Raw genomic sequence first — 24027 nt, 5'->3', positions numbered from 1 at the left:
CGGCCGGTGCCGCGCCACGGGGCCGTCAGCCCCGCGGTGCCCCCGAAGACCCCCGGACCATCAGCTCCCCCCGAACCGTCGCGATCCCCCCGGGCGGCGGCTCCTCCCGCCCCATCGCGATCCGTCCCGCCCGGGCCCCGGCCTCCGCCAACGGCAACCGGACCGTCGTCAGGGCGGGCACCGCGTCGATGCTGAACGGCAGGTCGTCGAAGCCGGCGACGGACACGTCGTCCGGGATCCGCAGCCCGGAGTCCCGCAGCGCCGCGCACGCCCCCAGGGCGACGGAGTCGTTCGCCGCCACCACGGCCGTCAGCGAGGGGTCCCGGCGCAGCAGCTCCAGCGTGGCCTCGTAGCCGGACCGCCGGTCGTAGCGGCCGTAGACCGTCCACCGGGGGTCCTCGGTGATCCCGTGCGCCGCGAGGGCCGCCCGGTGCCCCTCCAGCCGGTGCCGGGTCGTCGTCCGCTCCTCGGGCCCGGCGATGTACCCGAGCCTGCGGTGCCCGAGCCCGATGAGGTGCTCGGTCAGCTCCTTGCCGCCGCCCCGGTTGTCGAAGGTCAGCGCGATCGCCCCGGTCTCCGGCGACGGCGGCCGCCCGCACAGCACGATCCGTGTCCCCGCGTCCGCCAGCTTCCGCAGCTTCGCCGCCATCGCGGCCTGGTGCGGTGCGTCCTCGACCGCGCCACCGGTGAGGACGACGGCCGCCGCCCGCTGCCGTTGCAGCAGGGTCAGATACGTCAGCTCGCGCTCCGGGGACCCGCCTGTGTTGCACACCACACCCAGCCGCTCACCGCCCGCGCGTCCGCCCGGGCCGCCGATCTCGGACTGGATCGCTCCGGCCATGATCCCGAAGAAGGGGTCGGCGATGTCGTTCACGAGGATCCCGACGAGGTCCGACGTGGCGGCGGCGAGCGAGCTCGCCGGGCCGTTCAGCACGTAGTCCAGCTCGTCCACGGCCCGCAGCACCCGCTCGCGCGTGGACGCGGCCACGGGGTAGTTCCCGTTCAGTACGCGCGACACCGTCGCGGGGGAGACCTGGGCGCGGGCCGCCACGTCCGCCAGGGTCACCGTCATCTCGTCGTCCTCCGGTCGCGCGCCTCGGCGTGCCACAGCGTGCCTCAGCGCATCTCAGTCGTACTCCGTCGTACACGCGGACCCCCTGGGCCCGGTTCCGAGCCGACCTTAAGCCCCCGACCCCCAGTTGTTCGCCCCCTCGAACAACTCACCCCCGCCGCGCTCTTGTCCAGACCGCTGCTGAGAGGCTAGCTTCTTCTTGGATAGAAAGCGCTTGCTGTAACGCTCATCAGTGGAGCGTGCGCGGCGCGGACAACCGCGTACGACTCCTACGAAGGGAATGACGTGACACGCAAGACGGTGCGTATCGCCATGAACGGTGTGACGGGGCGCATGGGCTACCGCCAGCACCTGGTCCGCTCCATCCTCGCGATCCGTGAACAGGGCGGCCTCGACCTCGGCGACGGCACGGTGCTGTGGCCCGAGCCGATCCTCGTCGGCCGCCGCGAGCACGCCCTCAAGGCGCTCGCCGAGCAGCACGGCCTGCGCCTGGACAACATCTCCACCGACGTGGACGCGGTCCTCGCCGACCCGACCGTCGACATCTACTTCGACGCCCAGGTCACCTCCGCGCGCGAGGAGTCGATCAAGAAGGCGATCGCGGCGGGCAAGCACATCTACACCGAGAAGCCCACCGCCACCGGCCTCGACGGCGCCCTGGAGCTGGCCCGCCTCGCCAACGCGGCCGGCATCAAGCACGGCGTCGTCCAGGACAAGCTCTTCCTCCCCGGCCTGCTCAAGCTGAAGCGCCTCATCGACGGCGGCTTCTTCGGCCGGATCCTCTCGATCCGCGGCGAGTTCGGCTACTGGGTCTTCGAGGGCGACTGGCAGCAGGCCCAGCGCCCGAGCTGGAACTACCGGGCCGAGGACGGCGGTGGCATCGTTGTCGACATGTTCCCGCACTGGGAGTACGTGCTCCACGAGCTCTTCGGCCGCGTGAAGTCCGTCCAGGCCCTCACCGCCACCCACATCCCGCAGCGCTGGGACGAGAACGACAAGCCCTACGACGCCACCGCCGACGACGCCGCCTACGGCATCTTCGAGCTGGACGGCGGCGCGATCGCCCAGATCAACTCCTCCTGGGCCGTCCGCGTCAACCGCGACGAGCTCGTCGAGTTCCAGGTCGACGGCACCGAGGGCTCCGCGGTCGCGGGCCTCCGCAACTGCCGCGTCCAGCACCGCTCCGCCACCCCGAAGCCGGTCTGGAACCCGGACATCCCCGCCACCGAGGTCTTCCGCGACCAGTGGCAGGAGGTCCCGGACAACGCCGAGTTCGACAACGGCTTCAAGGCCCAGTGGGAGCTCTTCCTCAAGCACGTCTACGCCGACGCCCCCTACCAGTGGGACCTCCTCGCCGGCGCCCGCGGTGTCCAGCTCGCCGAACTGGGCCTGAAGTCCTCGGCGGAGGGCCGCCGTCTCGACGTACCGGAGATCTCGCTGTGACGATCCAACTCCCCACCGGCAACGGGGGGTTCAAGGCGTACGAACCCCGCCTCGAACCCCTCGCCGTCACCACCGGCTCGCCCTTCACCTCCCGTACGGTCTTCTCGGCGGCCCACGTCGTCGCCGACCCGTTCGCCGACGTGTCCCCGGACTCCCCGGCCGCCGTCGACTGGGACGCCACCCTCGCCTTCCGCCGGCACCTGTGGTCGCACGGGCTCGGCGTCGCCGAGGCCATGGACACCGCCCAGCGCGGGATGGGCCTGGACTGGGCGGGCGCGGCCGAGCTGATCCGGCGCAGCGCCGCCGAGGCCAAGTCGGTCGGCGGGCTCATCGCCTGCGGAGTCGGCACCGACCAGCTCACCGGCCCGGCGACGCTGGACGAGGTCCGCGCGGCCTACGAGGAGCAGCTCGCCCTCGTCGAGGAGTCCGGCGCCCAGGCCATCCTCATGGCCTCCCGCGCCCTCGCGGCGGCCGCCAAGGGCCCCGAGGACTACCTGGAGGTCTACGGCCACCTGCTCCGCCAGGCCACCGAGCCGGTCATCCTGCACTGGCTCGGCCCGATGTTCGACCCGGCCCTGGAGGGCTACTGGGGCTCCAGCGACCTCGACGCGGCCACCGACACGTTCCTCCAGGTCATCGCCGCCCACCCGGACAAGGTCGACGGCATCAAGGTCTCGCTCCTGGAGGCGCAGCGCGAGATCGACATCCGCCGCCGGCTCCCGCAGGGCGTGCGCTGCTACACCGGCGACGACTTCAACTACCCGGAGCTGATCGCGGGCGACGACCAGGGCTTCTCCCACGCCCTGCTCGGCATCTTCGACCCGCTGGGCCCGCTCGCCGCCGAGGCGGTCCGCGTGCTGGACACGGGTGACGCGAAGGGCTTCCGCGAACTCCTCGACCCCACGGTCGAGTTGTCCCGGCACCTCTTCCAGGCACCGACCCGCTTCTACAAGACGGGCGTGGTCTTCCTCGCCTGGCTGGCCGGCCACCAGTCGCACTTCACGATGGTCGGCGGCCTCCAGTCGGCCCGCTCCCTCCCGCACTTCGCGCGTGCCTACGAACTCGCCGACGGACTGGGCCTGTTCCCGGACCCGAAGCTCGCCGAGGAGCGCATGAAGAACCTGCTGTCGCTGTACGGGGTGACCCAGTGACCGACCTGTCCCGCTTCTCCATCAACCAGATGACGGTCAAGCAGCTGTCGCTGCCGGAACTGGTCTCCGCCTGCGGCGACTCGGGGATCTCCCACATCGGTCTGTGGCGCGAGCCCGTCCAGTCCTACGGCGTCGAGGAGACGGCCAAGTTGGTCCGCGACGCCGGGCTGACCGTCACCACCCTGTGCCGGGGCGGTTTCTTCACGGCGATCGACCCGGACGAGCGGGCCGCCGCCCTGGACGACAACCGGCGCGCGGTCGACGAGGCGGCCACCCTCGGCACCGACACCCTGGTGCTGGTCTCCGGCGGTCTCCCGGCCGGCTCCAAGGACCTGCACGGAGCCCGTGAGCGCATCGCGGACGCCCTCGCGGTCCTCGGCCCGTACGCGGAGGAGCACGGGGTGAAGCTGGCCATCGAGCCGCTGCACCCCATGTACGCCTCGGACCGGTGTGTGGTCTCCACGCTCACCCAGGCCCTCGACCTGGCGGAGCGCTTCCCCGCCCACCAGGTCGGCGTCACGGTGGACACGTACCACATCTGGTGGGACGACAACGCGCCCGCGCAGATCGCCCGTGCCGGCGCCGGCGGCCGTATCCACACCTTCCAGCTCGCGGACTGGACGACCCCGCTGCCGGAGGGCGTGCTCAACGGCCGCGGGCAGATCGGCGACGGCGCGATCGACATGCGGGAGTGGCAGCGGTACGTCGAGGCGGCCGGTTACACCGGTGCCATCGAGGTGGAGCTGTTCAACGACGCCCTGTGGGCCCGGGACGGCCGCGAGGTCCTCGTGGAGACCGCCGAGAGGTTCGTCTCCCACACCCTGTGAGCCCACGGCCCTCAGCCCACGGCCCCACCCTGTCGCGATCGGGGTGGGGCCGTCGCCGTTCGTCCGGCAGGGCTCGGTCACGGGTTCCGGAACACCGTCGTGTACGTGCGGTCGAAGCGCCGGGCGGCCAGGTCCGCGCGCTGGACGACCCAGTGGACGGTGGCGCCCTCGAGGCCGTCGATCCAGGGGTTCCACTCGGCGAGCAGGGCCCAGTCCGCGGGGTCGTCCGACACCGGCTCGCCCCCACCCCAACGCCCCGCCGCCGCTTCCCGCACCGCGCACCACACGGCCGTCGCGACGGGGTCGGTGTCGACGGCCTCCTGGTCGGCGTAGCCGCCGAGCTGGAGCTGCCCCGGGGCGGAGATGTCCTCGCAGGTGTCGGCCCACACCTCGGCCAGTTCCTCGGAGCGCGGATGCCCGGGCAGCGGCACCCAGCGGGGCTCCTCGGGTATCTCGACCCAGTAGTGGTACGGCAGCGAGACGTCGGCCGCCGTCCTGAGCGTCTCCTGCGGGAACTGCGCGAAGACCTCCTGGTACTCCTCGTCGTCCTCGAACCAGGCCCAGCCCTCCTTGTCCCGCTCCTCCACGGCCGTCCCCGTCGGGACGTACACCGCGCTGCCCATGCACTCCCCGTCGCCGAAGTTCTCGGGGTAGGCGAACAGCAGCAGATGGCCGTCGGGCGGCAGCGGGAGGTCCGTCACGTCGGCGGGCAGGGCCGCGAAGTCCATCGACGCGACGAAGGGATGGAAGGGGTGCGGGGTCCCGACCGGAAGCAGCAGCGGCCCCCCGAACCGCCCCACCACCGGCCCGTCCGCCTGTTCGCCCAGCGTCGCGCACGGCCGGGCGGTGTCCGTCCACCGCTCCACGTCCTCGACCGGGATCCCGCCCGCGAGCGCCTTGTCCCGGAAGGGTCCCAACTTGTCGCGCATCTCCTCAGGAGTCATGGAGGAACCGTAGGGCCGGGCACTGACAAAAAAATCCCGGAACCCGTACAACCCTTCTCCCACCTCGCCTGTCGTACTCGGTGTCAGGACTTCTGGAGGGGGATCTGGGGGGATCGCGGGGTTCTGACGTGGAGGGGAAAGCCGAAGGGGCCCGGTCTGACGACCGGGCCCCTTCGAAGTGCGCGCTAGAAGAACACCCCGCACCGCAGCAGGACGTTCGCGTAGGGCTGGGCCTCGCCCGTGCGGACGATGAGCCGCGCGCCCGCCGACAGCTCCTTCAGCTTCTCGTGGGAGACCAGGTGGAGGTCCGGGAACTCCCCCTGTAGCAATGTCGCCGCCGCCGGATTCGCCGCACGCACCTCCTCCGCCGCCGTGGCGCCCTCCACGACCAGTTCGTCGAGCAGCCCGTCCAGCACCTCGGCGAACGACGGCACCCCGGCCCGGAACGCCAGGTCCACCACCCGCGGCCCGGCCGGGATCGGCATCCCGGCGTCACACACCAGCACCCCGTCCCCGTGCCCCAGCTCGGCCAGCGCGCCGGACAGATGGCGGTTCAGTATCCCGGCCTTCTTCACAGCGCCTCGACCTCATCCGCGGTCGGGAAGGAGTCCTGCGCACCCTGCCGGGTCACCGCGACCGCCCCGACCCGGGACGCGTACGAGGCCGCCTCGGCCAGTGAGGCCCCGGCGCCCAGCCGGAACGCCAGCGCCGCCGTGAAGGCGTCCCCCGCCCCCGTCGTGTCCACCGCGTCCACCTTCACCGACGCCACCCGGGTCACCTCCCGCGGGGAGGAGGCCACCAGTGAGCCCTCCGCGCCCAGGGTCACCACCACCGACCGCGGCCCCTTCGCGAGCAGCAGCCCCGCCCAGTCCTCCGGCCGGTCGCTGACGCACGCCTCGCCCAGGATCACCTTCGCCTCGTGCTCGTTGACGATCAGCGGATCACAGGCGGCCAGCACCTCCGTGGGCAACGGCCGCGGCGGCGACGGGTTCAGCACGAACCGGCTGCCCGGCGCCAGATTCCGTACGACCTCCACGACCGTCTCCAGCGGGATCTCCAACTGGGCCGACACCACCCGGGAGGCGTGGAAGAGGCTGGTCGCCGCCCGCACGTCCGCGGGCGTCAGGCGTCCGTTGGCGCCCGGCGACACCACGATGCTGTTGTCCCCGGTCGGATCGACGGTGATCAGCGCGACCCCCGTCGGCGCCCCGCCCACCAGGACCCCCACGGTGTCCACCCCGGCCGCCCGCTGCGACTCCAGCAGCAGCCTGCCGTGCCCGTCGTCGCCCACGCGGGCCAGCAACGCCGTACGCGCGCCCAACCGGGCGGCCGCGACGGCCTGGTTGGCGCCCTTGCCCCCCGGGTGCACGGCCAGGTCCGAGCCGAGCACCGTCTCGCCGGCCCCCGGCCGCCGCTCTACGCCGATCACCAGGTCGGCGTTGGCCGACCCTACGACCAGTAGGTCGTAGTCGTACATGAAGTGACTCCCCTAGTCAGGGACGCGGGGCGGGCAGTCGGTCAACTGCCCGCCCGTACGCCGTCGTCAGCCCGTGAAGCCGGCCACGTTCTCCTTCGTGACCACCTTCACCGGCACCTTGATCGTCTCCTCGACCTTCTTGCCGTCGATGGCCTTCAGCGCGTTGTCCACCGCGATTTTGCCCAGTTGCGAGGGCTGCTGCGCCACGGACGCGTACAACGTGCCGCCCTTCACCGCGTTCAGGCCGTCCGGGGTGCCGTCGAAGCCGACCACCGAGACCGACTTGCCGGCCTTGGAGCCGAGCGCCTTGATCGCGCCGAGCGCCATCTCGTCGTTGGCGGCGATGACGCCCTGGACGTCCGGGTGGGCCTGGAGCAGGTTCGACATCACGTCGAGGCCCTTGGTGCGGTCGAAGTCGGCCGGCTGCTGGGCGACGACCTGGATGCCCGGGTAGGCCTTCAGACCCTGCGCGAAACCCTGCGCGCGCTCCCGGGCGGCCGACGTGCCCGCCTGACCCTGCAGGATCACGATCTTGCCCTTGCCGCCGAGCTTCTCGCCGATGGTCTTGGCGGCGAGTTCACCGCCGGCCACGTTGTCGGAGGCGACCAGCGCGTCCACCGACGCCTTGTTGACGCCCCGGTCCACCGCGATGACCGGGATCTTCGCCTGGTCGGCGGCCTTCACGGAGTTGCTCGCCGCGTCCGAGTCCACCGGGTTGACGATGATCGCGCCGAGGTTCGAACTGGTGAAGTTCTGCAGCTGGTTGGCCTGCTGCGAGGCGTCGTTCTGGGCGTCCGTGACGGTCAGGTCCACGCCCAGCTTCTTCGCCTCGGCCTGGGCGCCCGCCCGGATCTGCACGAAGAACGGGTTGTTGAGGGTCGACAGCGACAGGCCCACCTTCGGGTTCGCCGTCGAGGAGGAGTCGTTGTGCAGGAAAGAGGTCGCGCCGACGATCGCCACGGTCACCACGGCCGCCAGCCCGTACGTCGCCGCCTGGCGCTGCTTGCCGCCCGGGGAGCCCCCCGACGCCACCGGAGTGGACCCGGCCTTGCGGCGCACGGTGTCAAGGAGCACCGCCAGCGCGATGACCACACCGATGACGACCTGCTGCCAGAACGCGGACACGTTCAGGAGGTTGAGGCCGTTCCTGAGCACCGCGAGGATCAGCGCGCCGATGAGCGTGCCGGACGCCTTGCCGGTACCGCCCGCGAGCGAGGCACCGCCGATGACGACCGCGGCGATCGCGTCCAGCTCGTAGCCGTCGGCGGCCTGCGGCTGCGCCGAGGACAGCCGGGCGGCGAGCACGACACCCGCGACGGCGGCGAAGACACCGGAGAAGGCGTAGATGGCGAGCTTCTGCTTCTTCACCCGGAGCCCGGAGAGGCGGGCCGCCTCCTCGTTGCCGCCGATCGCGTACATGGAGCGGCCGATGTACGTCCGCCCCAGCACGAAGGCCGCGAGCAGCCCCATGACGACCATGACGAGGACCGGCACCGGCAGCCAGCCGCCGAGCGTGTCACCGAGATGCGAGACCGAGTCGGGGAAGGCGATCGGGGAGCCCTCGGAGATCACCAGCGACAGACCGCGCGCCACCGAGAGCATCGCCAGCGTGGCGATGAACGGCGGGAGTTTGCCGTACGCGATGAGGAAGCCGTTGACGAGTCCGGCCGCGATACCGGTGACGACGGCGAGGACGACGGCTATGAAGACCGGCACGCCGTGGGACGTGGCGCTCCAGGCGAGGACGGTGGCCGACAGGGCCGCCACCGAGCCGACCGACAGGTCGATGCCCGCCGAGACGATCACGAAGGTCACACCGAAGGCGAGGATGGCGGTCACGGCCGCCTGGACGCCGACGTTGAGCAGGTTGTCCGTGGTGAGGAAGTCACCGGACAGCGCCGACATGGCGACGACGAGGACGATCAGCGCGGTGAGCGCGCCGTTGTCGAGCAGGAGACGGCGCAGGCCACCCGCGCTCGTTCCGCTCCTGAGCGTGTCAGTGGCCACGGGGGGCCTCCTTCTCGGTCTTGACGGTGTTCGTGGTCTTGACGGTGTTCGTGCTGACGGCGAGTGCCATCACGGAGTCCTGCGTGGCCTCGTCGGCGTCGAGTTCGCCCGCGATCCGGCCCTGGGCCATCACCAGCACCCGGTCGCTCATGCCGAGCACCTCGGGCAGATCGCTGGAGATCATGAGCACGGCGGCCCCCTGAGAGGTCAGCTCATTGATCAGCTGGTAGATCTCGACCTTGGCGCCGACGTCGATCCCGCGCGTGGGCTCGTCGAGGATCAGCACCTTGGTGTCGGCGAGCAGCCACTTGCCGATGACGACCTTCTGCTGGTTGCCGCCGGAGAGCGTGCGGACGTGCTGGTGCAGGCCCGCCATCCGCACCCCGAGCTGCTCGGCGATCCGCGCGGCGGCCGCCCGCTGCCCCTTGAGGTCGACGAGCCCGCCCCGGGTCGCCGAGCGCATGGTCACCAGGCCCAGGTTCTCCTCGACCGACTGGTCGAGGACCAGGCCCTGACCCTTGCGGTCCTCGGGGATGAGCCCGATCCCGGCCGCCATCGCGGCGCCCACGTCATGCCCCTTCAGGGCCGCCCCGGAGACCTTCACGGCCCCCTTGTCGTAAGGGTCCGCGCCGAACACGGCCCGCACGACCTCGGTACGGCCCGCGCCGACCAGCCCGGCGATGCCGACGACCTCACCGGCGTGCACCTCGAAGCTGACGTCGTGGAAGACGCCGTCCCGGGTGAGGCCCTCGACCTTCAGCAGGGCCGCTCCGGTGTCGCCGCGCTCGCGCGGGTACTGCTGCTCGATCGACCGGCCCACCATCAGCCGTACGAGCTCGTCCTCGGGCGTGGTGGCGGGCACCTGCCCGACGGACCTGCCGTCCCGGATGACCGTGACCCGGTCCCCCAGGGCGGCGATCTCCTCCAGGTGATGCGTGATGAAGACGATCCCGACGCCGTCCTCGCGCAGCGAGCGCACGATCGCGAAGAGCTTGTCGACCTCCTCGGAGGTGAGCACCGCGGTCGGCTCGTCCATGATCAGGACCCGCGCGTCCAGGCTGAGCGCCTTGGCGATCTCGACCATCTGGAGCCGGGCGATACCGAGTTCACGCACCCGCGCGCGGGGCGACACAGTGACCCCGACGCGCTGGAGCAGCACCTCGGCGTCGGCCTCCATCCGCTTCCGGTCGATCATCCCGAGGCGGCGCGGCTGCCGGCCCAGGAAGATGTTCTCGGCGACGGTCAGGTCGGGGACGAGGTTGAACTCCTGGTAGATGGTGGCGATGCCCAGCCGCTCGGCGTCCTGCGCCCCGCGGATGTGCACCTCCTCGCCGTCCACCAGGACCCGGCCCCCGTCGGGGTGGTAGGCGCCCGACAGCATCTTGATCAGCGTGCTCTTGCCGGCGCCGTTCTCGCCGAGCAGCACGTGCACCTCGCCCCGGCGCAGGTCGAAGTCGACGCCGTCGAGCGCGACCACGCCGGGGAAGGTCTTGCGGATGCCCTCGATGCGCAGCAACTCGTCCTCGTTGCTCACGACGTGCTCCTTTGCACAGGGTTGGGGTTCTCGCCGCACGAGCGGCGGACGACCAGACGGGCGGGCAGGGTGACCGACTCGGGCGGCCGGCCCTCGATGCGGTCGACGAGCGCGCGCACGGCGGCCCGCCCCAGCTCGCCCGTGGGCTGGGCGATCGCCGTGATCGGCGGATCGGTGTGCACGAACCACGGGATGTCGTCGAACGCGGCGAGCGCGAGGTCCTCGGGAACGCGCAGCCCACGCGCGCGTACGGCGTCCAGGGCGCCCAACGCCATCAGGTTGTCGGCCGCGAAGACGACCTCGGGCGGCTCGGGCAGGTCGAGGAAGCCCTCGGTGACCCGGCGCCCGCTCTCGGCCTGGAAGTCGCCCTGCCCTATGTAGGCGTCGGGCAGCTCCAGGCCGTACGCCTCGAGCGCCTCCCGGAAGGCGGCCACGCGCTCCTGGCCGGTCGTGGTGGCGGCGGGCCCGGCGATGATGGCGAGCCTGCGGTGCCCGAGGCCGTGCAGGTGGGCGACGAGATCGCGCACCGCGGCCCGCCCGTCGGCCCGGACCACCGGCACGGCCACGCCCGGGATCCACCGGTCCACGAACACCATCGGCGTGCCCGCGCGGACGGCGTCCAGCATCAGCGGGGAGCCGCCGTCGGTGGGGGAGACCAGGAGTCCGTCGATACGGCGGTCCAGCAGGTTCCGCACGTGGTGGTCCTGGAGGTCGGGCCGCTCGTCGGCGTTCCCGATGATCACGCTGTAGCCCAGCGCCCGGGCCTCCTCCTCGACGGAGCGGGCCAGCTCGGTGAAGTAGGGGTTCATCACGTCGCTGATGACCAGGCCGAGGGTGTGGGTCTGGTCGGTGCGCAGGGAGCGGGCGACGGCGTTCGGGCGGTAGCCCAGCGTCTTGACGGCGGCCTGCACGCGCGTGCGTGCGTCCTCGCTGACCGACGGATGGTCGTTCAGGACCCGCGACACCGTGGCGACGGAAACCCCCGCCTCGGCAGCGACGTCCTTGATGCTCGCCATCGCCGCTCCACCTCCTTGTGGAATCGATTACACGACTTCGTGTACGGAGGATTGGAATCGATTACACGGCGGGTTGGCAAGCCCCCGAGACCGGATCGTGACGTTCAGCTTCCGGTGAGCCGCCCCAGGGCCCGGCGGGCGGCGGCCAGGTGGTGCGGGGAACCCCAGACCCGGGCGACCCGCTCCGCCAGGGCGTAGGCGTCGGCCGCGGGCCCCCGCTCCCCGAGGAACAGGTACAGATCGGCGAGGGCGTGGGCGAGGGGACGGGTGACATAGGCCCCGCCCGCCGCCCCGGCGAACTGCTCCTTCAGCGGCAGCAGCGCCCCGATCAGCGACTGAGCGGTGTCCCGGTCCCGCAGCAGGACCGCGAGCTCGGCGCGGTAGTCGAGCTCCATGCCGTACAGGTGGTCCGTCACCGGCCGGGCGGGGAAGGGCACCGTCGCGGCCTCGTCCAGGCGGCCCAGCCGGGCCAGCACGAGGGCGTGCGCCACCGCGACCGGGGTGCCGACCGACTCGTACACCTCACGGACGGCCGGTTCCAGGTCGGCCTCCCGGCGCTGGGTGAGCCGGATCGTCCACAGGCCCAGCGTCCGCGGGGCGGTGGCGTGATGCGCCCCGACCCGCTGGAACAGCCCGTCCGCCTCGGTGTAGCGCGCCTCCGCCTCCGGGAAGCGCCCGGCGACCGCCGCGAGCATGGCCGACGTGGCGGTGTTGATGCCCTGCGCCCACCGCATCCGGTAGCGGTGCGCCAGCTCCAGGCCCGCGGCGGTGTGCCGGCGCACCGCGTCGGGATCGTTGCGGGTCGCGGCGGTCAGGGTGTCGAGGTGCTCGCACACCCAGCGGTGCGCGGGCAGGTCGTGGTCCCGGGCGAGACCGCGCAGTTCGTCGACGAGCGGGGTGCGGGCGGCGCCCTGCGCCTCGTGCGGCAGCAGCCGGGCGGAGGTCATCAACGCCGAGGCCAGCAGCCGCGGTTCGCCGTCGGCGCGGGCCAACTCCAGCTGGGCGTCGGCCGCGTCCCGGGCCCGCCGCGCGTCCTCGCCCGCCACCGCGTCCGCCAGCACCTGGAGCACACGCGCGCGGGTCGGTCCGTCCAGCGTGCGGTCCTCGGCGAGGCGCTCCAGGTGGGCCAGCGAGGTCCGGTCCAGGAAGCCCTCCAGACGGCTGCGCCAGGGCGAGGGCTCGGCCCAGGCGCCGTAGACCACCGCGGCCAGGTCGTCCCGGCCGGCCCGCACCGCCAGGTCCACCGCCTGCCGCCGGGTGTGCCGGGCGGCGCCTGTGGCACCGGCCCGCACCTGCGCGCCCAGCAGCCGCACCAGCAGCGCGACCGTGCCGTCCGGGTGCGCCTCGGGGTCGGCGGTGGCCGCCGTGTGGGCGTCCAGCGCCTGCCGGACGAGTCCTACGGCCACGTCGTGGGCGTACCTCCGCTCGGCCAGCTCCGCCGCCCGCAGCGCGTAGTCCACGGCCAGCGGGGCGTTCGCGGTCCGGCCCGACCGGGCGAAGTGGTGGGCCAGCGCGGTGAGGTCGTCGGGGCGGTGCGTGCGCAGCCGCCGCGCGATGCGGTCGTGCAGCCGGGCCCGGCGGATCCCCGACAGGTCGGTGTAGACGGTGTCGCGGACCAGCGCGTGCACGAAACGGACCCGTCCGGGCCCGGGCTCGGTCAGCAGGTCCGCGGCCACGGCGGCGTCCAGGCCGGCCAGCACGCTCTCCTCGTCCGTCTCGGCCGCGTCCGCCAGCAGCGCGACGTCGGACTCCGGTCCGGCCACCGCCGCGAGTTGTACGGCCGCGCGGGCGTCGGCGGACAGCAGGGCGAGGCGCCTGCGCAGCACGTCCCGGACGCCCTGGGGTACTTCCGAGACGGCCACCAGGGCGCCCTCGTCGGCCAGCAGCCGCGCGCTCTCCCGGACGTAGAAGGGGTTGCCGCCGGTGCGTTCGGCGAGGGTCGCCACCGTGGCCGCGTCGACGGGCTCACCGCAGACGGCGTCCACCACGGTGGCCACGTCCCGCTGTGAGAGTCCGGCCAGCGCGATCCGGTGCGGCAGCCGGGGCGCGAGGTGCGCGAGGGTCTTGGCCAGCGGTTCGCCGACCTCGGCCGGGCGGTACCCGGCGACCGTCAGCAGCGGTACGCCGGTGACCGCGGCCGCGGCTTCCAGCAGGGCGAGGGTCTGCCCGTCGGCCCGGTGCAGGTCCTCCAGGAGCACGGCGACGGGCCCCTCGGCGGCCGCCTCGCGCAGCCATGCGGCGAAGGCCCGGTGCAGCCGGAACCGTCCCGCGGTCGCCTCGTCCCGGGTCGTGGCGGCCGTCCCGTCCGGTTCGTGCAGCAGCGCAGCCACCTCGTCGGGCCGCGCCGGGGGCACCAGCCGGGAGAGCGTCCTGAGCGCCTCCACCCAGGCCCACGCGGGCGGGGCCCCCTCGTGCTCCGGGCACCGCCCGACGACCACCGTCCACCCCTCGCCCCGCAACCGCCCGGCCAGCCGCCCGAACAACGCGGTCTTGCCGGCCCCGGCCTCCCCGGTGACCAGCACGAGCCCACCACCCCGCCGAGCGGCCAGGGCGGCGGAGTCCAGCGCCCGGAGTTCGTCGACACGGCCCACGAAGAGGTCGTGGGCCAAGGGGGTGGTGGGGTGGGGCTCTTGAGGTACGACAGGCGTGCGTGCCCGGTCCGACGCGCCGGGGGATGGCTCCGCCGCGCCGCGCGCACGGCTCGGTCCGGCCTGCACCGACTCCGGCCGGGTGCGGCGCTGTTCGGAGGTGGCCGGGGGGAACACCGCTGCGGGGAGCGCCCGATCAGGGTTGGCGTCCCTCAACTCGCTTCCCGCGCCTGCCTGTTCCGGCTGTCCCGGTGTGGGGGCTGTGCAGGTGTGCGTCCGATCCGGGTCGGCTTCCCCCAACTCGCCACCCGTGCCCGTCTGTTCCGGCTGTCCCGGCGTTGTCGCGGCCCAGGTGTGCGTCCGCCCCGGGTCGTCTCTCCTCGACTCGCCTCCCGTGCCCGCCTGTTCCGGCCGACCCGGCGTGGTGGCCGTCCAGGTGTGCGCCCGTCCCGGTTCGGCTCTCCTCGACCCTCGTTCGCCGCCCGCGTGTTCCGGTGCGTCGAGGCTCCCGTCGGCTACGGCACCGCTGTGATCCGGCGCGCCCGCCGCCCACTCCCGTCCAGCGGCCCGGAGCTCCGGCATCGCCGTCCACTCCCGTCCAGCGGCCAGGAGCTCCGGCATCGCCGTCCACCCCCGTCCGGCGCCCCGGCGTTCCGGTACCGCCGCCCGCAGTACCTCCACCCGCTGGGCCAGGATCGCCTGTTCGAGCTCGGTCAGCGTGGGGGACGGGTCGCAGCCGAGTTCGTCGCGGAGGGTCCTGCGGGCCCGGCGCAGTGCGGCGAGGGCGTCGCCGCGGCGGTCCGTGGCCCAGTGGGCCAGTGCCAGGAGCCGCCAGCCCTCCTCGCGCAGCGGCCGTTCCCGCACCATGGCCTCGGCGGCCGGCGTGACCTCGGCGACGTGCCCGGTGAACAGCCCGGCCGCCACGGCGAGTTCGCTCGCCTCGGCACGCAGCGCGCTCAGCCGGGCCACCTCGGGCGCCGCCCAGGGCTCGTCCGCGTGCTCCTGGAACGCGGGCCCGTGCCACCACCCCAGCGCCTCCGTCAGCGACTTACGGGCCTGCGGGGCCGGTGCGCGCCGGGCCCGCTCGACCCGGGCCCCGAAACACCAGGCGTCCACCGCGTCCTCGGGCAGCCGCAGCGCGTAGCCCGGGGGCGAGGAGACCAGGACGGCGGCGGGGGCCCGCGGCGGCCGCTCCGGTTCGAGCACCCGGCGCAGGTTCGACACATACGCCTGGAGGGACACGGTCGCCCTGGCCGGGGGCGCCCCACGCCACAGCTCCTCCGCCATCCGGTCCACGGAGACCACCGCACCACGAGCCGCGACCAGCAGCGCGAGCACGGCACGCTGCCGCGGGGTGCCCAGTCCCACCGGCGCACCCGCGACCTCGGCACCCAACGGCCCCAGCACTCTGATACGCAGCACGCCGCCGGAATCTATCCGAGCGGTGCGCGCATCCCGTCAACGAGCGGTAAACGCCCTGGTCGGCGCGGATCGGGGCCCGGCTCCAAGAGAACGCCAAGCGGGACACCAAGTCGTCACCAAGGCGCCGACGACAGCGTGGAGGCCGTCGTCCGCAACCCGAACACCGAAGGAAACAGCGTGCCCCGCAGCAGTACTCCGTCCGGACTCCCCACCTCCGGACGCCCCTACACCCACGAGATGGTCGTGGTCCACCGCGTCTTCCGCCGCGAGTCGGCGCTGCTGCCCCGGATGGTCCGGTCCGTACCCGACGGCGCCTCGGCGCGGGCCGCGCAGATCTCGGCGTACCTCAGCGACTACACGTCGGGGCTGCACCACCACCACACCCTCGAGGACGAGTTGATCTGGCCGCTGCTGCGCGCCCGGGCCACCGGTGCCGAGGAACTGGTCGTCCGCATGGAGGAACAGCACGGCCGGATCGACAGCACCCTGGAGGCCGTCGGGCAGTGGGCGCCGCAGTGGCAGCGGGCGGCCGACAGCGTCGCCGGGCAGGAACTCGCCCTGGCCCTGGAGGAGCACCGCCTCGCCCTCCTCGACCACCTCGACGACGAGGAGCGCCTGGTCCTGCCCCTGGTCGCCGAGCACCTGACGGTCGACGAATGGGACCTGGTCGGCCGCCGCGGGCTGGAAAGACTGCCCAAGGACAAGGTCATGATCGCCATCGGCGCGATCCTGGAGGACGCCACCGAGGACGAGCGCGCCTATTTCCTCGGCCGGGCACCGCTGCTCGGACGGCTGGCCTGGAAGCTCGTGGGGCGGCGGCAGTACGCCGCGGCCTGCCGGGCCCTGCGGGCCCCGCTGGCCGGGGAGGCGGGCCGATGACCGTCCTCGACTCCGCCCCGCTCGACGTCCTCGACGCCTACCGGACCTGCGAGTTCGTCACGCTGGGCCGGGACGGGACGCCGCTGGCCTGGCCGACCGCGGTGCGGCGGCGCGAGGACGGCACGCTGGTGCTGACGACGTCCCTGGCCTTCGCGCAGAAGGCGCTGAACATCCGCCGCGACGGCCGGGTCGCCCTGCTCTTCTCCGACCCCACCGGCAGCGGACTCACCGACGCCCCGCAGCTCTTCGTCGGCGGCCGGGCGGAATGCCCCGACGACATCCGGACGGGCCCGCAGGACCTGGAGGACTACTGGCGGATGCTGTTCGAACGGCAGCCGCACAGCCGCGCGTACCTCTCCCGGCCCATGAGGCGGTTGATGGACTGGTACTACCTGCGCCTCCTCGTCACCGTCACCCCGGAACAGCTGATCGTGCGGTCCGCCGCGCGACCACCGCTCCCCGAGGCACCCACCCCCTCGGCGCCGCCGCTGGGAGCCGACCGACTCGCCCGCTACGACACCGCGGTCCTGGCGGGCCGGGACGCCTCCGGAGCCCCCGTGCTGGCCCGCACCCGCCCGGTGCCGACGACCGGCGGCTTCGCGGTGCGGCCCCCCGACGACTGCGCCGTGACACCGGGCCCCGCCTCGCTGCTGGTGCACCGGCACGACGAGCGGATCAACAGCATGCGCAACGCACTCGTCCGGGGGAAGCTGACCCGCGCCGGTGACGGCTGGCTGCTGCTCCCCGAGAAGGTCCTGGAACCCATGGGTTCGGGACGGCCGACTGACGCGATACGGGTCCTGCGCCGCACCCAGCGCGCCACCGACCGGTATCTGGAACGCCGGGGCCTCGCCCGGCCCGCGGTGGAGTGGGACCGCTTCCGCGCCCTCGCGGCACCCGCCCCCGTGTCCGGCCCGGCGGCCACGGAGAGCGTGCCGCGCTCCCCGCACCACTGAACCGAGTCCTGCGACCGCACCGGGCTCCCCGCTGTCAGACCCCGCCTGTAGCGTCGGATCATGTCCAACCTGTCCGTGGTCGAAGGGGTCCTGGAGCGGATCACGTACGCCAACGAGGAGAACGGCTACACCGTCGCCCGGGTCGACACCGGCCGGGGCGGCGGTGACCTGCTCACCGTCGTCGGCGCGCTGCTCGGCGCCCAGGTCGGCGAGTCCCTCCGCATGGAGGGCCGTTGGGGCTCCCACCCGCAGTACGGCAAGCAGTTCACCGTCGAGAACTACACGACCGTCCTGCCGGCCACCATCCAGGGCATCCGCCGCTACCTCGGCTCCGGGCTCGTCAAGGGCATCGGCCCGGTCTTCGCCGACCGCATCACCCAGCACTTCGGCATGGACACCCTGAAGATCATCGAGGAGGAGCCGAAGCGGCTGATCGAGGTGCCGGGGCTCGGCCCCAAGCGCACCAGGAAGATCGCCGACGCCTGGGAGGAGCAGAAGGCGATCAAGGAGGTCATGCTCTTCCTCCAGACCGTCGAGGTGTCCACCTCCATCGCGGTGCGCATCTACAAGAAGTACGGCGACGCCTCGATCTCCGTCGTGAGGAACCAGCCCTACCGGCTCGCCGCCGACGTCTGGGGCATCGGCTTCCTCACCGCCGACAAGATCGCCCAGTCCGTCGGGATCCCGCACGACAGCCCGGAGCGCGTCAAGGCTGGCCTCCAGTACGCCCTTTCGCAGTCCACCGACCAGGGGCACTGCTACCTCCCCGAGGAACAGCTGATCGCCGACGCCGTGAAGCTGCTCCAGGTCGACACCGGCCTGGTCATCGAGTGCCTCGCCGAACTCGCCGAGCCGGACGAGGAGTCGGGGGAGCCGGGTGTCGTACGCGAGAAGGTCCCCGGCCCCGACGGCCACGAGGTCACCGCCGTCTATCTGGTCCCCTTCCACCGCGCCGAACTCTCCCTCGCCGCCCAGCTGGTGCGCCTCCTGCGCACCGACCAGGACCGCATGCCGGCCTTCCACGACGTGGCCTGGGACAAGGCACTGGGCTGGCTGAAGGGCCGTACCGGTGTCGAGCTGGCGCCGGAGCAGGAGGCGGCCGTGAAGCTCGCGCTCACCAAGAAGGTCGCCGTGCTCACCGGTGGCCCCGGCTGCGGCAAGTCCTTCACCGTGCGCTCGATCGTGGAGCTGGCCCGCGCCAAGAAGGCCAGGATCGTCCTCGCCGCCCCGACCGGCCGCGCCGCCAAACGCCTCGCCGAACTCACCGGCGCCGAGGCCTCCACCGTCCACCGCCTCCTGGAGCTGAAGCCCGGCGGCGACGCGGCCTACGACAAGGACCGCCCGCTCGACGCCGACCTGGTGGTCGTCGACGAGGCCTCCATGCTGGACCTGCTGCTCGCCAACAAGCTGGTGAAGGCGGTGGCACCGGGCGCCCACCTGCTGTTCGTCGGGGACGTCGACCAGCTGCCCAGCGTCGGCGCGGGGGAGGTGCTCAGGGACCTGCTCGCCGAGGGCGGCCCGGTTCCCGCGGTGCGCCTCACGCGCGTGTTCCGCCAGGCCCAGCAGTCCGGTGTGGTCACCAACGCGCACCGGATCAACGCCGGGCAGCACCCCGTCACCGACGGCATGAAGGACTTCTTCCTCTTCGTCGAGGACGACACCGAGGAGGTCGGCCGGCTCACCGTGGACGTGGCGGCCCGTCGGATTCCGGCCAAATTCGGCCTCGACCCGAGAAGGGACGTCCAGGTGCTCGCGCCCATGCACCGCGGCCCCGCGGGCGCCGGCACCCTCAACGGCCTGCTCCAGCAGGCCATCACCCCGGGCCGCCCCGACCTCGCCGAGAAGCGGTTCGGCGGCCGGGTCTTCCGGGTCGGCGACAAGGTCACCCAGATTCGCAACAATTACGAGAAGGGCACCAACGGTGTCTTCAACGGCACCGTGGGCGTGGTCACCTCGCTCGACCCGGTCGACCAGCGCCTCACCGTGCTGACGGACGAGGACGAGGAGGTGCCGTACGAGTTCGACGAGCTGGACGAACTGGCCCACGCGTACGCGGTGACCATCCACCGTTCCCAGGGCAGCGAGTATCCGGCGGTGGTGATCCCGGTCACCACCAGCGCCTGGATGATGCTCCAGCGGAATCTGCTGTACACGGCGGTCACCCGGGCCAAGAAGCTGGTCGTCCTCGTCGGCTCCCGCAAGGCGATCGGCCAGGCGGTGCGCACGGTCTCGGCGGGACGGCGCTGCACCGCGCTCGACTTCCGGCTTTCGGGCCCGTGACGGCGGTCAACTGTGAGCCTTCACAAAAAATGATCGATCAAATGAGTCATGTGGGTCACAGAGCCCTTCCGGAAGGGGGCGGGGAGGGGCAGGATGAGCAAGTTGGCGGCACTCAGTGCCGCCGATACGCCCAACGGCCGACCCCGAGTGCACTCTCCTGCGCCAAATGGGGGATGGTAGAGACAGTCAGGGCAACCTCGAAGAAGAGGCACAACGTCGGTGAGGGATGACGTGAGCGACAACTCTGTAGTAGTGCGGTACGGCGATGGCGAGTACACCTACCCGGTGATCGACAGCACCGTCGGCGACAAGGGCTTCGACATCGGGAAGCTCCGCGCCCAGACCGGTCTGGTCACCCTGGACAGCGGCTACGGCAACACCGCCGCCTATAAATCCGCCATCACCTACCTCGACGGCGAGGCCGGCATCCTCCGGTACCGCGGCTACCCGATCGAGCAGCTGGCCGAGCGCTCCACGTTCCTGGAGGTCGCCTACCTGCTGATCAACGGCGAGCTCCCGACCGTCGACGAACTGGCCACGTTCAAGAACGAGATCACGCAGCACACCCTGCTGCACGAGGACGTCAAGAACTTCTACCGCGGCTTCCCGCGGGACGCCCACCCGATGGCCATGCTGTCCTCGGTCGTCTCCGCGCTGTCCACGTTCTACCAGGACAGCCACAACCCCTTCGACGAGAAGCAGCGCAACCTCTCGACGATCCGGCTGCTCGCCAAGCTTCCGACCATCGCCGCGTACGCGTACAAGAAGTCGATCGGCCACCCGTTCGTCTACCCGCGCAACGACCTCGGTTACGTCGAGAACTTCCTGCGCATGACCTTCTCGGTCCCGGCGCAGGAGTACGACCTCGACCCGGTCGTCGTCTCGGCCCTGGACAAGCTCCTCATCCTGCACGCCGACCACGAGCAGAACTGTTCGACCTCCACGGTCCGCCTCGTCGGCTCGTCGCAGGCGAACATGTTCGCGTCGATCTCGGCCGGCATCAACGCCCTGTGGGGCCCGCTGCACGGCGGTGCCAACCAGTCCGTGCTGGAGATGCTGGAGGGCATCCAGGCCTCCGGCGGTGACGTCGACTCCTTCATCCGCAAGGTGAAGAACAAGGAGGACGGCGTCCGCCTGATGGGCTTCGGCCACCGGGTCTACAAGAACTTCGACCCGCGCGCCAAGATCATCAAGGCTGCCGCACACGACGTCCTCTCGGCCCTCGGCAAGTCCGACGAGCTGCTGGACATCGCGCTCAAGCTGGAGGAGCACGCGCTCTCCGACGACTACTTCGTCTCGCGCAGCCTCTACCCGAACGTCGACTTCTACACCGGCCTGATCTACCGCGCCATGGGCTTCCCGACCGAGATGTTCACGGTCCTGTTCGCCCTCGGCCGCCTCCCGGGCTGGATCGCCCAGTGGCACGAGATGATCAAGGAGCCGGGCTCCCGCATCGGCCGCCCGCGCCAGATCTACACGGGCGTCGTCGAGCGCGACTTCGTCCCGGTCGAGCAGCGCTGAAGGGGAGAGGGCCTTTCGGCGCCGGTTGGCTGAGCCGACCCAGGGGCGCGGGGAACTGCGCGACCCGCCCCCACCGGCCGGCAGCCGAAACGCAACCGGCGCCCCCCGAACCCCCCGGCTGAATCCGCGAAGCGAAAGGCGCCCTGGCGCCGGTCCCCCCACGGGCCGGCGTCCAGGGCGCCTTCCCATGTCCCGGTGCGGATTCCCCCCACGGGATCCGGCCGGGCGCCTGAGAGACCAGCGCCTGAATCGCTGTCTTTCCGGTACTGCTGGTACTTCCGGTACTGCCGTTTGAGCAGAACGAGCAAAACTCCTCGTACTACTCCAGTGTGCGATCTGCCGGGACAACGCACGGTCGGGAGGGCCGCTCAAAGCTTCCCTATGCGCGTGCCCCGGCAACGCAGCTCCGAGGAAGTCCCCCAAGACATCCTCAGACGTCAGTCAACGCCCCCCAAGACGCTGCCTGACATCGCCAACTTAGACCTTCGAACCCCTTCGATGGTTACGTTCGCATCACTGTGATCTGCGTCTCTTGCAAATGTCCGTTAGATACGCAAGAGCCCGGATACAGCGAACGGGACCCAGCGTAAGGACGTTGCGCGAGTCTTGTGAAGAGCTTATGTGAGCGTGGCCCCGGACTCCAGAGGGGTCCGTCAAAGGAATCCTCAACGAAAGACACGCAGCCGCAGGCTGTTGGTCACCACGAACACCGAGGAGAACGCCATCGCCGCCCCCGCGATCATCGGGTTCAGCAAGCCCGCCGCGGCCAGCGGCAGCGCGGCCACGTTGTAGCCGAAGGCCCACACGAGATTGCCCTTGATCGTGGACAGGGTGCGCCGGGAGAGCCGGATCGCGTCCGCGGCCACCCGCAGGTCCCCGCGCACCAGCGTCAGATCCCCCGCCTCGATCGCCGCGTCGGTCCCCGTGCCCATCGCCAGGCCCAGGTCGGCGGCGGCGAGCGCGGCCGCGTCGTTGACGCCGTCCCCCACCATCGCGACGACCCGGCCCTCGCGCTGCAACCGTCGTACGGCATCGACCTTGTCCTCGGGCAGCACCTCGGCGATCACCTCGCCGATCCCGACGTCCCGGGCCACCGCCTCGGCCACCGCCCGGTTGTCCCCGGTCAGCAGCACCGGCGTGAGGCCCAGCGCCCGCAGTGAGCGCACCGCCTCCGCGCTGGTCTCCTTGACGGTGTCCGCGACGGCCAGGACCCCGCGCGCCACGCCGTCCCACCCGACGACGACAGCCGTACGACCGCCCCGCTCGGCCTCCTCCTTCGCGCGGGCCAGCTCGGCGGGCAGCACGTCGAACAGTCGCCCCACGGCCACCTCACGGCCCTCCACGCGCCCGCGTGCGCCCTTCCCGGGGACGTTCTCGAAGCTCTCGGCCTCCGGCAGCGGCCCGGCCTGCTCCTCGGCGCCCAGTGCGACGGCACGCGCGACGGGGTGCTCGGAGGCGTGCTCCACGGCCCCCGCGAGCCGCAGCACCTGCTTCTCGTCGGCGCCTTCGACGACGTGGACCTCCTGGAGGGTCATCCGGCCGGTGGTGACCGTGCCGGTCTTGTCCAGGACGACGGTGTCGACGCGCCGCGTGGACTCCAGGACCTCGGGCCCCTTGATGAGGATGCCGAGCTGGGCGCCGCGCCCGGTGCCGACCATGAGCGCGGTCGGCGTGGCCAGGCCCAGCGCGCACGGGCACGCGATGATCAGCACGGCGACGGCCGCGGTGAACGCGGCGGCGGTGTCCCCGGTGGCGCCGAGCCAGCCCCCGAAGGTGGCCGCGGCGATGCCGATGACGACCGGCACGAAGACCGCGGCGACCCGGTCGGCCAGCCGCTGCACCTGCGCCTTGCCGTTCTGCGCGTCCTCCACCAGCCGCGCCATCCGCGCGAGCCGCGTCTCGTCCCCGACCCGCGTCGCCGCCACGACGATCCGCCCGCCGGCGTTGACGGTCGCACCGGTGACCGCGTCCCCGACGCCCACGTCCACCGGCACCGACTCGCCGGTGAGCATCGAGGCGTCCACCGCCGAGGCGCCTTCGACGACGGTGCCGTCGGTCGCGATCTTCTCCCCGGGACGTACGACGAACCGGTCCCCGACGCCCAGCCGCTCCGCGGGGATCCGCACCTCACGGCCGTCCCGGAGCACGGAGACGTCCTTGGCGCCCAGTTCCATGAGCGCCCTGAGCGCGGCCCCCGCGCGGCGCTTGGCGCGGGCCTCCAGATACCGGCCGAGCAGGATGAAGGCGGTGACCCCGGACGCGATCTCGAGATAGATCGTCGAGGTGCCCTCCATGCCGCCGACGGTGAACGCGAACCGCTCCCGCATGCCCGGCATCCCCGCGTCCCCGAGGAAGAGCGCCCACAGCGACCATCCGAAGGCCGCGAGCGTCCCGACCGAGACGAGGGTGTCCATGGTGGCCGCGGCATGCCGCACGTTCGTCCAGGCGGCCTTGTGGAAGGGCCATCCGCCCCAGACGACGACGGGCGAGGCGAGCGTGAGCGCGAGCCACTGCCAGTTGTCGAACTGGAGGGCCGGGACCATGGAGAGCACGACGACGGGCAGGGCGAGCGCGAGCGAGACGAACAGCCGCTGCCGGAGTCCGTCGAGTTCGGGGTCCGTCTCCTCGGGCTCCGCTGGTGCGGGCGTCGGCTCCTCGGCCGTATAGCCCGTCTTCACGACGGTCGCGATGAGATCCGCGACCTCGACCCCGGCGGGATAGCTGACCCGGGCCTTCTCGGTCGCGTAGTTGACGGTGGCGCTGACCCCGTCCATCCGGTTGAGCTTCTTCTCGACCCGGGCCGCGCAGGAGGCACAGGTCATCCCGCCGATGACGAGCTCGACTTCGGAGGCTATGGGGGAGGTCATGTCTCACACTCCGGTGCGGCGATCAGGGGCGCGGGGAACTGCG

At 72.1% G+C, this 24027-nt stretch carries 16 protein-coding genes; 7 read left to right on the top strand and 9 right to left on the bottom strand.

Annotated elements, in window-relative coordinates:
* Positions 1–25 precede the first annotated feature (25 nt).
* Positions 26–1072: a LacI family DNA-binding transcriptional regulator gene (locus AC2XR2_RS15730; RefSeq protein ID WP_491515361.1), complete on the bottom strand. Its 1047-nt coding sequence runs from the start codon at positions 1070–1072 to the stop codon at positions 26–28.
* 285 nt (positions 1073–1357) lie between these two features.
* Here AC2XR2_RS15730 and AC2XR2_RS15725 point away from each other — a divergent pair, with 285 nt between their 5' ends.
* The 3 genes from AC2XR2_RS15725 to AC2XR2_RS15715 are packed head-to-tail and all read left to right on the top strand — an operon-like array spanning position 1358 to position 4493.
* Entirely contained in the window at positions 1358–2515 is a 1158-nt protein-coding gene (locus tag AC2XR2_RS15725) for a Gfo/Idh/MocA family protein (RefSeq protein ID WP_330266794.1), read from the top strand.
* Positions 2512–3666, top strand: a complete 1155-nt coding sequence (locus AC2XR2_RS15720; protein WP_449351212.1) for a dihydrodipicolinate synthase family protein — start codon at positions 2512–2514, stop codon at positions 3664–3666. The genes AC2XR2_RS15725 and AC2XR2_RS15720 overlap by 4 nt, the downstream gene beginning before the upstream one ends.
* On the top strand, positions 3663–4493 hold the full coding sequence (locus AC2XR2_RS15715) for a sugar phosphate isomerase/epimerase family protein (protein ID WP_491515360.1): 831 nt from the start codon (positions 3663–3665) through the stop codon (positions 4491–4493). The genes AC2XR2_RS15720 and AC2XR2_RS15715 overlap by 4 nt, the downstream gene beginning before the upstream one ends.
* Positions 4494–4570: 77 nt before the next feature.
* Here AC2XR2_RS15715 and AC2XR2_RS15710 read toward each other — a convergent pair whose 3' ends face one another.
* From AC2XR2_RS15710 to AC2XR2_RS15680, 7 genes are all read right to left on the bottom strand, one after another.
* Entirely contained in the window at positions 4571–5437 is an 867-nt protein-coding gene (locus tag AC2XR2_RS15710) for a DUF1963 domain-containing protein (RefSeq protein ID WP_491515359.1), read from the bottom strand.
* A 185-nt stretch (positions 5438–5622) separates the two neighbouring features.
* Positions 5623–6012, bottom strand: a complete 390-nt coding sequence (gene rbsD, locus AC2XR2_RS15705) for a D-ribose pyranase (protein WP_491515358.1) — start codon at positions 6010–6012, stop codon at positions 5623–5625.
* Positions 6009–6914 (bottom strand): ribokinase, encoded by a 906-nt coding sequence (locus AC2XR2_RS15700; protein ID WP_449351215.1) that lies wholly within the window; start codon positions 6912–6914, stop codon positions 6009–6011. The genes rbsD and AC2XR2_RS15700 overlap by 4 nt, the downstream gene beginning before the upstream one ends.
* 66 nt (positions 6915–6980) lie before the next feature.
* Complete coding sequence (locus tag AC2XR2_RS15695) at positions 6981–8921, bottom strand: ABC transporter permease/substrate-binding protein (protein ID WP_381298880.1); 1941 nt, start codon at positions 8919–8921, stop codon at positions 6981–6983.
* Positions 8911–10455: a sugar ABC transporter ATP-binding protein gene (locus AC2XR2_RS15690; protein WP_491515357.1), complete on the bottom strand. Its 1545-nt coding sequence runs from the start codon at positions 10453–10455 to the stop codon at positions 8911–8913. Before AC2XR2_RS15690 ends, AC2XR2_RS15695 begins: the two co-directional genes overlap by 11 nt.
* Positions 10452–11471 carry a LacI family DNA-binding transcriptional regulator gene (locus AC2XR2_RS15685; protein WP_381298882.1) on the bottom strand — a complete coding sequence of 340 codons (1020 nt, stop codon included), beginning with the start codon at positions 11469–11471 and terminating at the stop codon, positions 10452–10454. The genes AC2XR2_RS15690 and AC2XR2_RS15685 overlap by 4 nt, the downstream gene beginning before the upstream one ends.
* A gap of 104 nt (positions 11472–11575) precedes the next feature.
* Positions 11576–15481, bottom strand: a complete 3906-nt coding sequence (locus tag AC2XR2_RS15680; RefSeq protein ID WP_491515356.1) for an ATP-binding protein — start codon at positions 15479–15481, stop codon at positions 11576–11578.
* Between the two features lie 177 nt (positions 15482–15658).
* Here AC2XR2_RS15680 and AC2XR2_RS15675 point away from each other — a divergent pair, with 177 nt between their 5' ends.
* The 4 genes from AC2XR2_RS15675 to AC2XR2_RS15660 all read left to right on the top strand — a co-directional run bounded on the left by AC2XR2_RS15675 (position 15659) and on the right by AC2XR2_RS15660 (position 21117).
* A complete protein-coding gene (locus tag AC2XR2_RS15675) occupies positions 15659–16360 on the top strand; it encodes a hemerythrin domain-containing protein (protein ID WP_449351218.1) in 702 nt (233 codons plus the stop codon).
* Positions 16357–17316 carry a pyridoxamine 5'-phosphate oxidase family protein gene (locus AC2XR2_RS15670; RefSeq protein ID WP_491515355.1) on the top strand — a complete coding sequence of 320 codons (960 nt, stop codon included), beginning with the start codon at positions 16357–16359 and terminating at the stop codon, positions 17314–17316. Before AC2XR2_RS15675 ends, AC2XR2_RS15670 begins: the two co-directional genes overlap by 4 nt.
* A 60-nt stretch (positions 17317–17376) precedes the next feature.
* Positions 17377–19596 (top strand): SF1B family DNA helicase RecD2, encoded by a 2220-nt coding sequence (recD2, locus tag AC2XR2_RS15665; RefSeq protein WP_491515354.1) that lies wholly within the window; start codon positions 17377–17379, stop codon positions 19594–19596.
* A gap of 231 nt (positions 19597–19827) precedes the next feature.
* Positions 19828–21117 carry a citrate synthase gene (locus tag AC2XR2_RS15660; protein WP_123760846.1) on the top strand — a complete coding sequence of 430 codons (1290 nt, stop codon included), beginning with the start codon at positions 19828–19830 and terminating at the stop codon, positions 21115–21117.
* Between the two features lie 665 nt (positions 21118–21782).
* Here AC2XR2_RS15660 and AC2XR2_RS15655 read toward each other — a convergent pair.
* The gene (locus AC2XR2_RS15655; RefSeq protein WP_491515353.1) at positions 21783–23984 is read right to left on the bottom strand and encodes a heavy metal translocating P-type ATPase; all 2202 of its coding nucleotides are present in this window, start codon (positions 23982–23984) and stop codon (positions 21783–21785) included.
* Positions 23985–24027: the final 43 nt, after the last annotated feature.

Source organism: Streptomyces sp. LS-MS-L19 (assembly GCF_058382285.1).
This window is presented reverse-complemented; position numbering and strand designations above follow the sequence as displayed.

Excerpts from the sequence above, each read along its gene's own strand:
- AC2XR2_RS15670 (WP_491515355.1), top strand. The coding sequence starts at position 16,357 with ATGACCGTCCTCGACTCCGCCCCGCTCGACGTCCTCGACGCCTACCGG.
- recD2 (WP_491515354.1), top strand. The coding sequence starts at position 17,377 with ATGTCCAACCTGTCCGTGGTCGAAGGGGTCCTGGAGCGGATCACGTAC.
- AC2XR2_RS15655 (WP_491515353.1), bottom strand. The coding sequence starts at position 23,984 with ATGACCTCCCCCATAGCCTCCGAAGTCGAGCTCGTCATCGGCGGGATG.
- AC2XR2_RS15730 (WP_491515361.1), bottom strand. The coding sequence starts at position 1,072 with ATGACGGTGACCCTGGCGGACGTGGCGGCCCGCGCCCAGGTCTCCCCC.
- AC2XR2_RS15685 (WP_381298882.1), bottom strand. The coding sequence starts at position 11,471 with ATGGCGAGCATCAAGGACGTCGCTGCCGAGGCGGGGGTTTCCGTCGCC.
- AC2XR2_RS15700 (WP_449351215.1), bottom strand. The coding sequence starts at position 6,914 with ATGTACGACTACGACCTACTGGTCGTAGGGTCGGCCAACGCCGACCTG.
- AC2XR2_RS15710 (WP_491515359.1), bottom strand. The coding sequence starts at position 5,437 with ATGACTCCTGAGGAGATGCGCGACAAGTTGGGACCCTTCCGGGACAAG.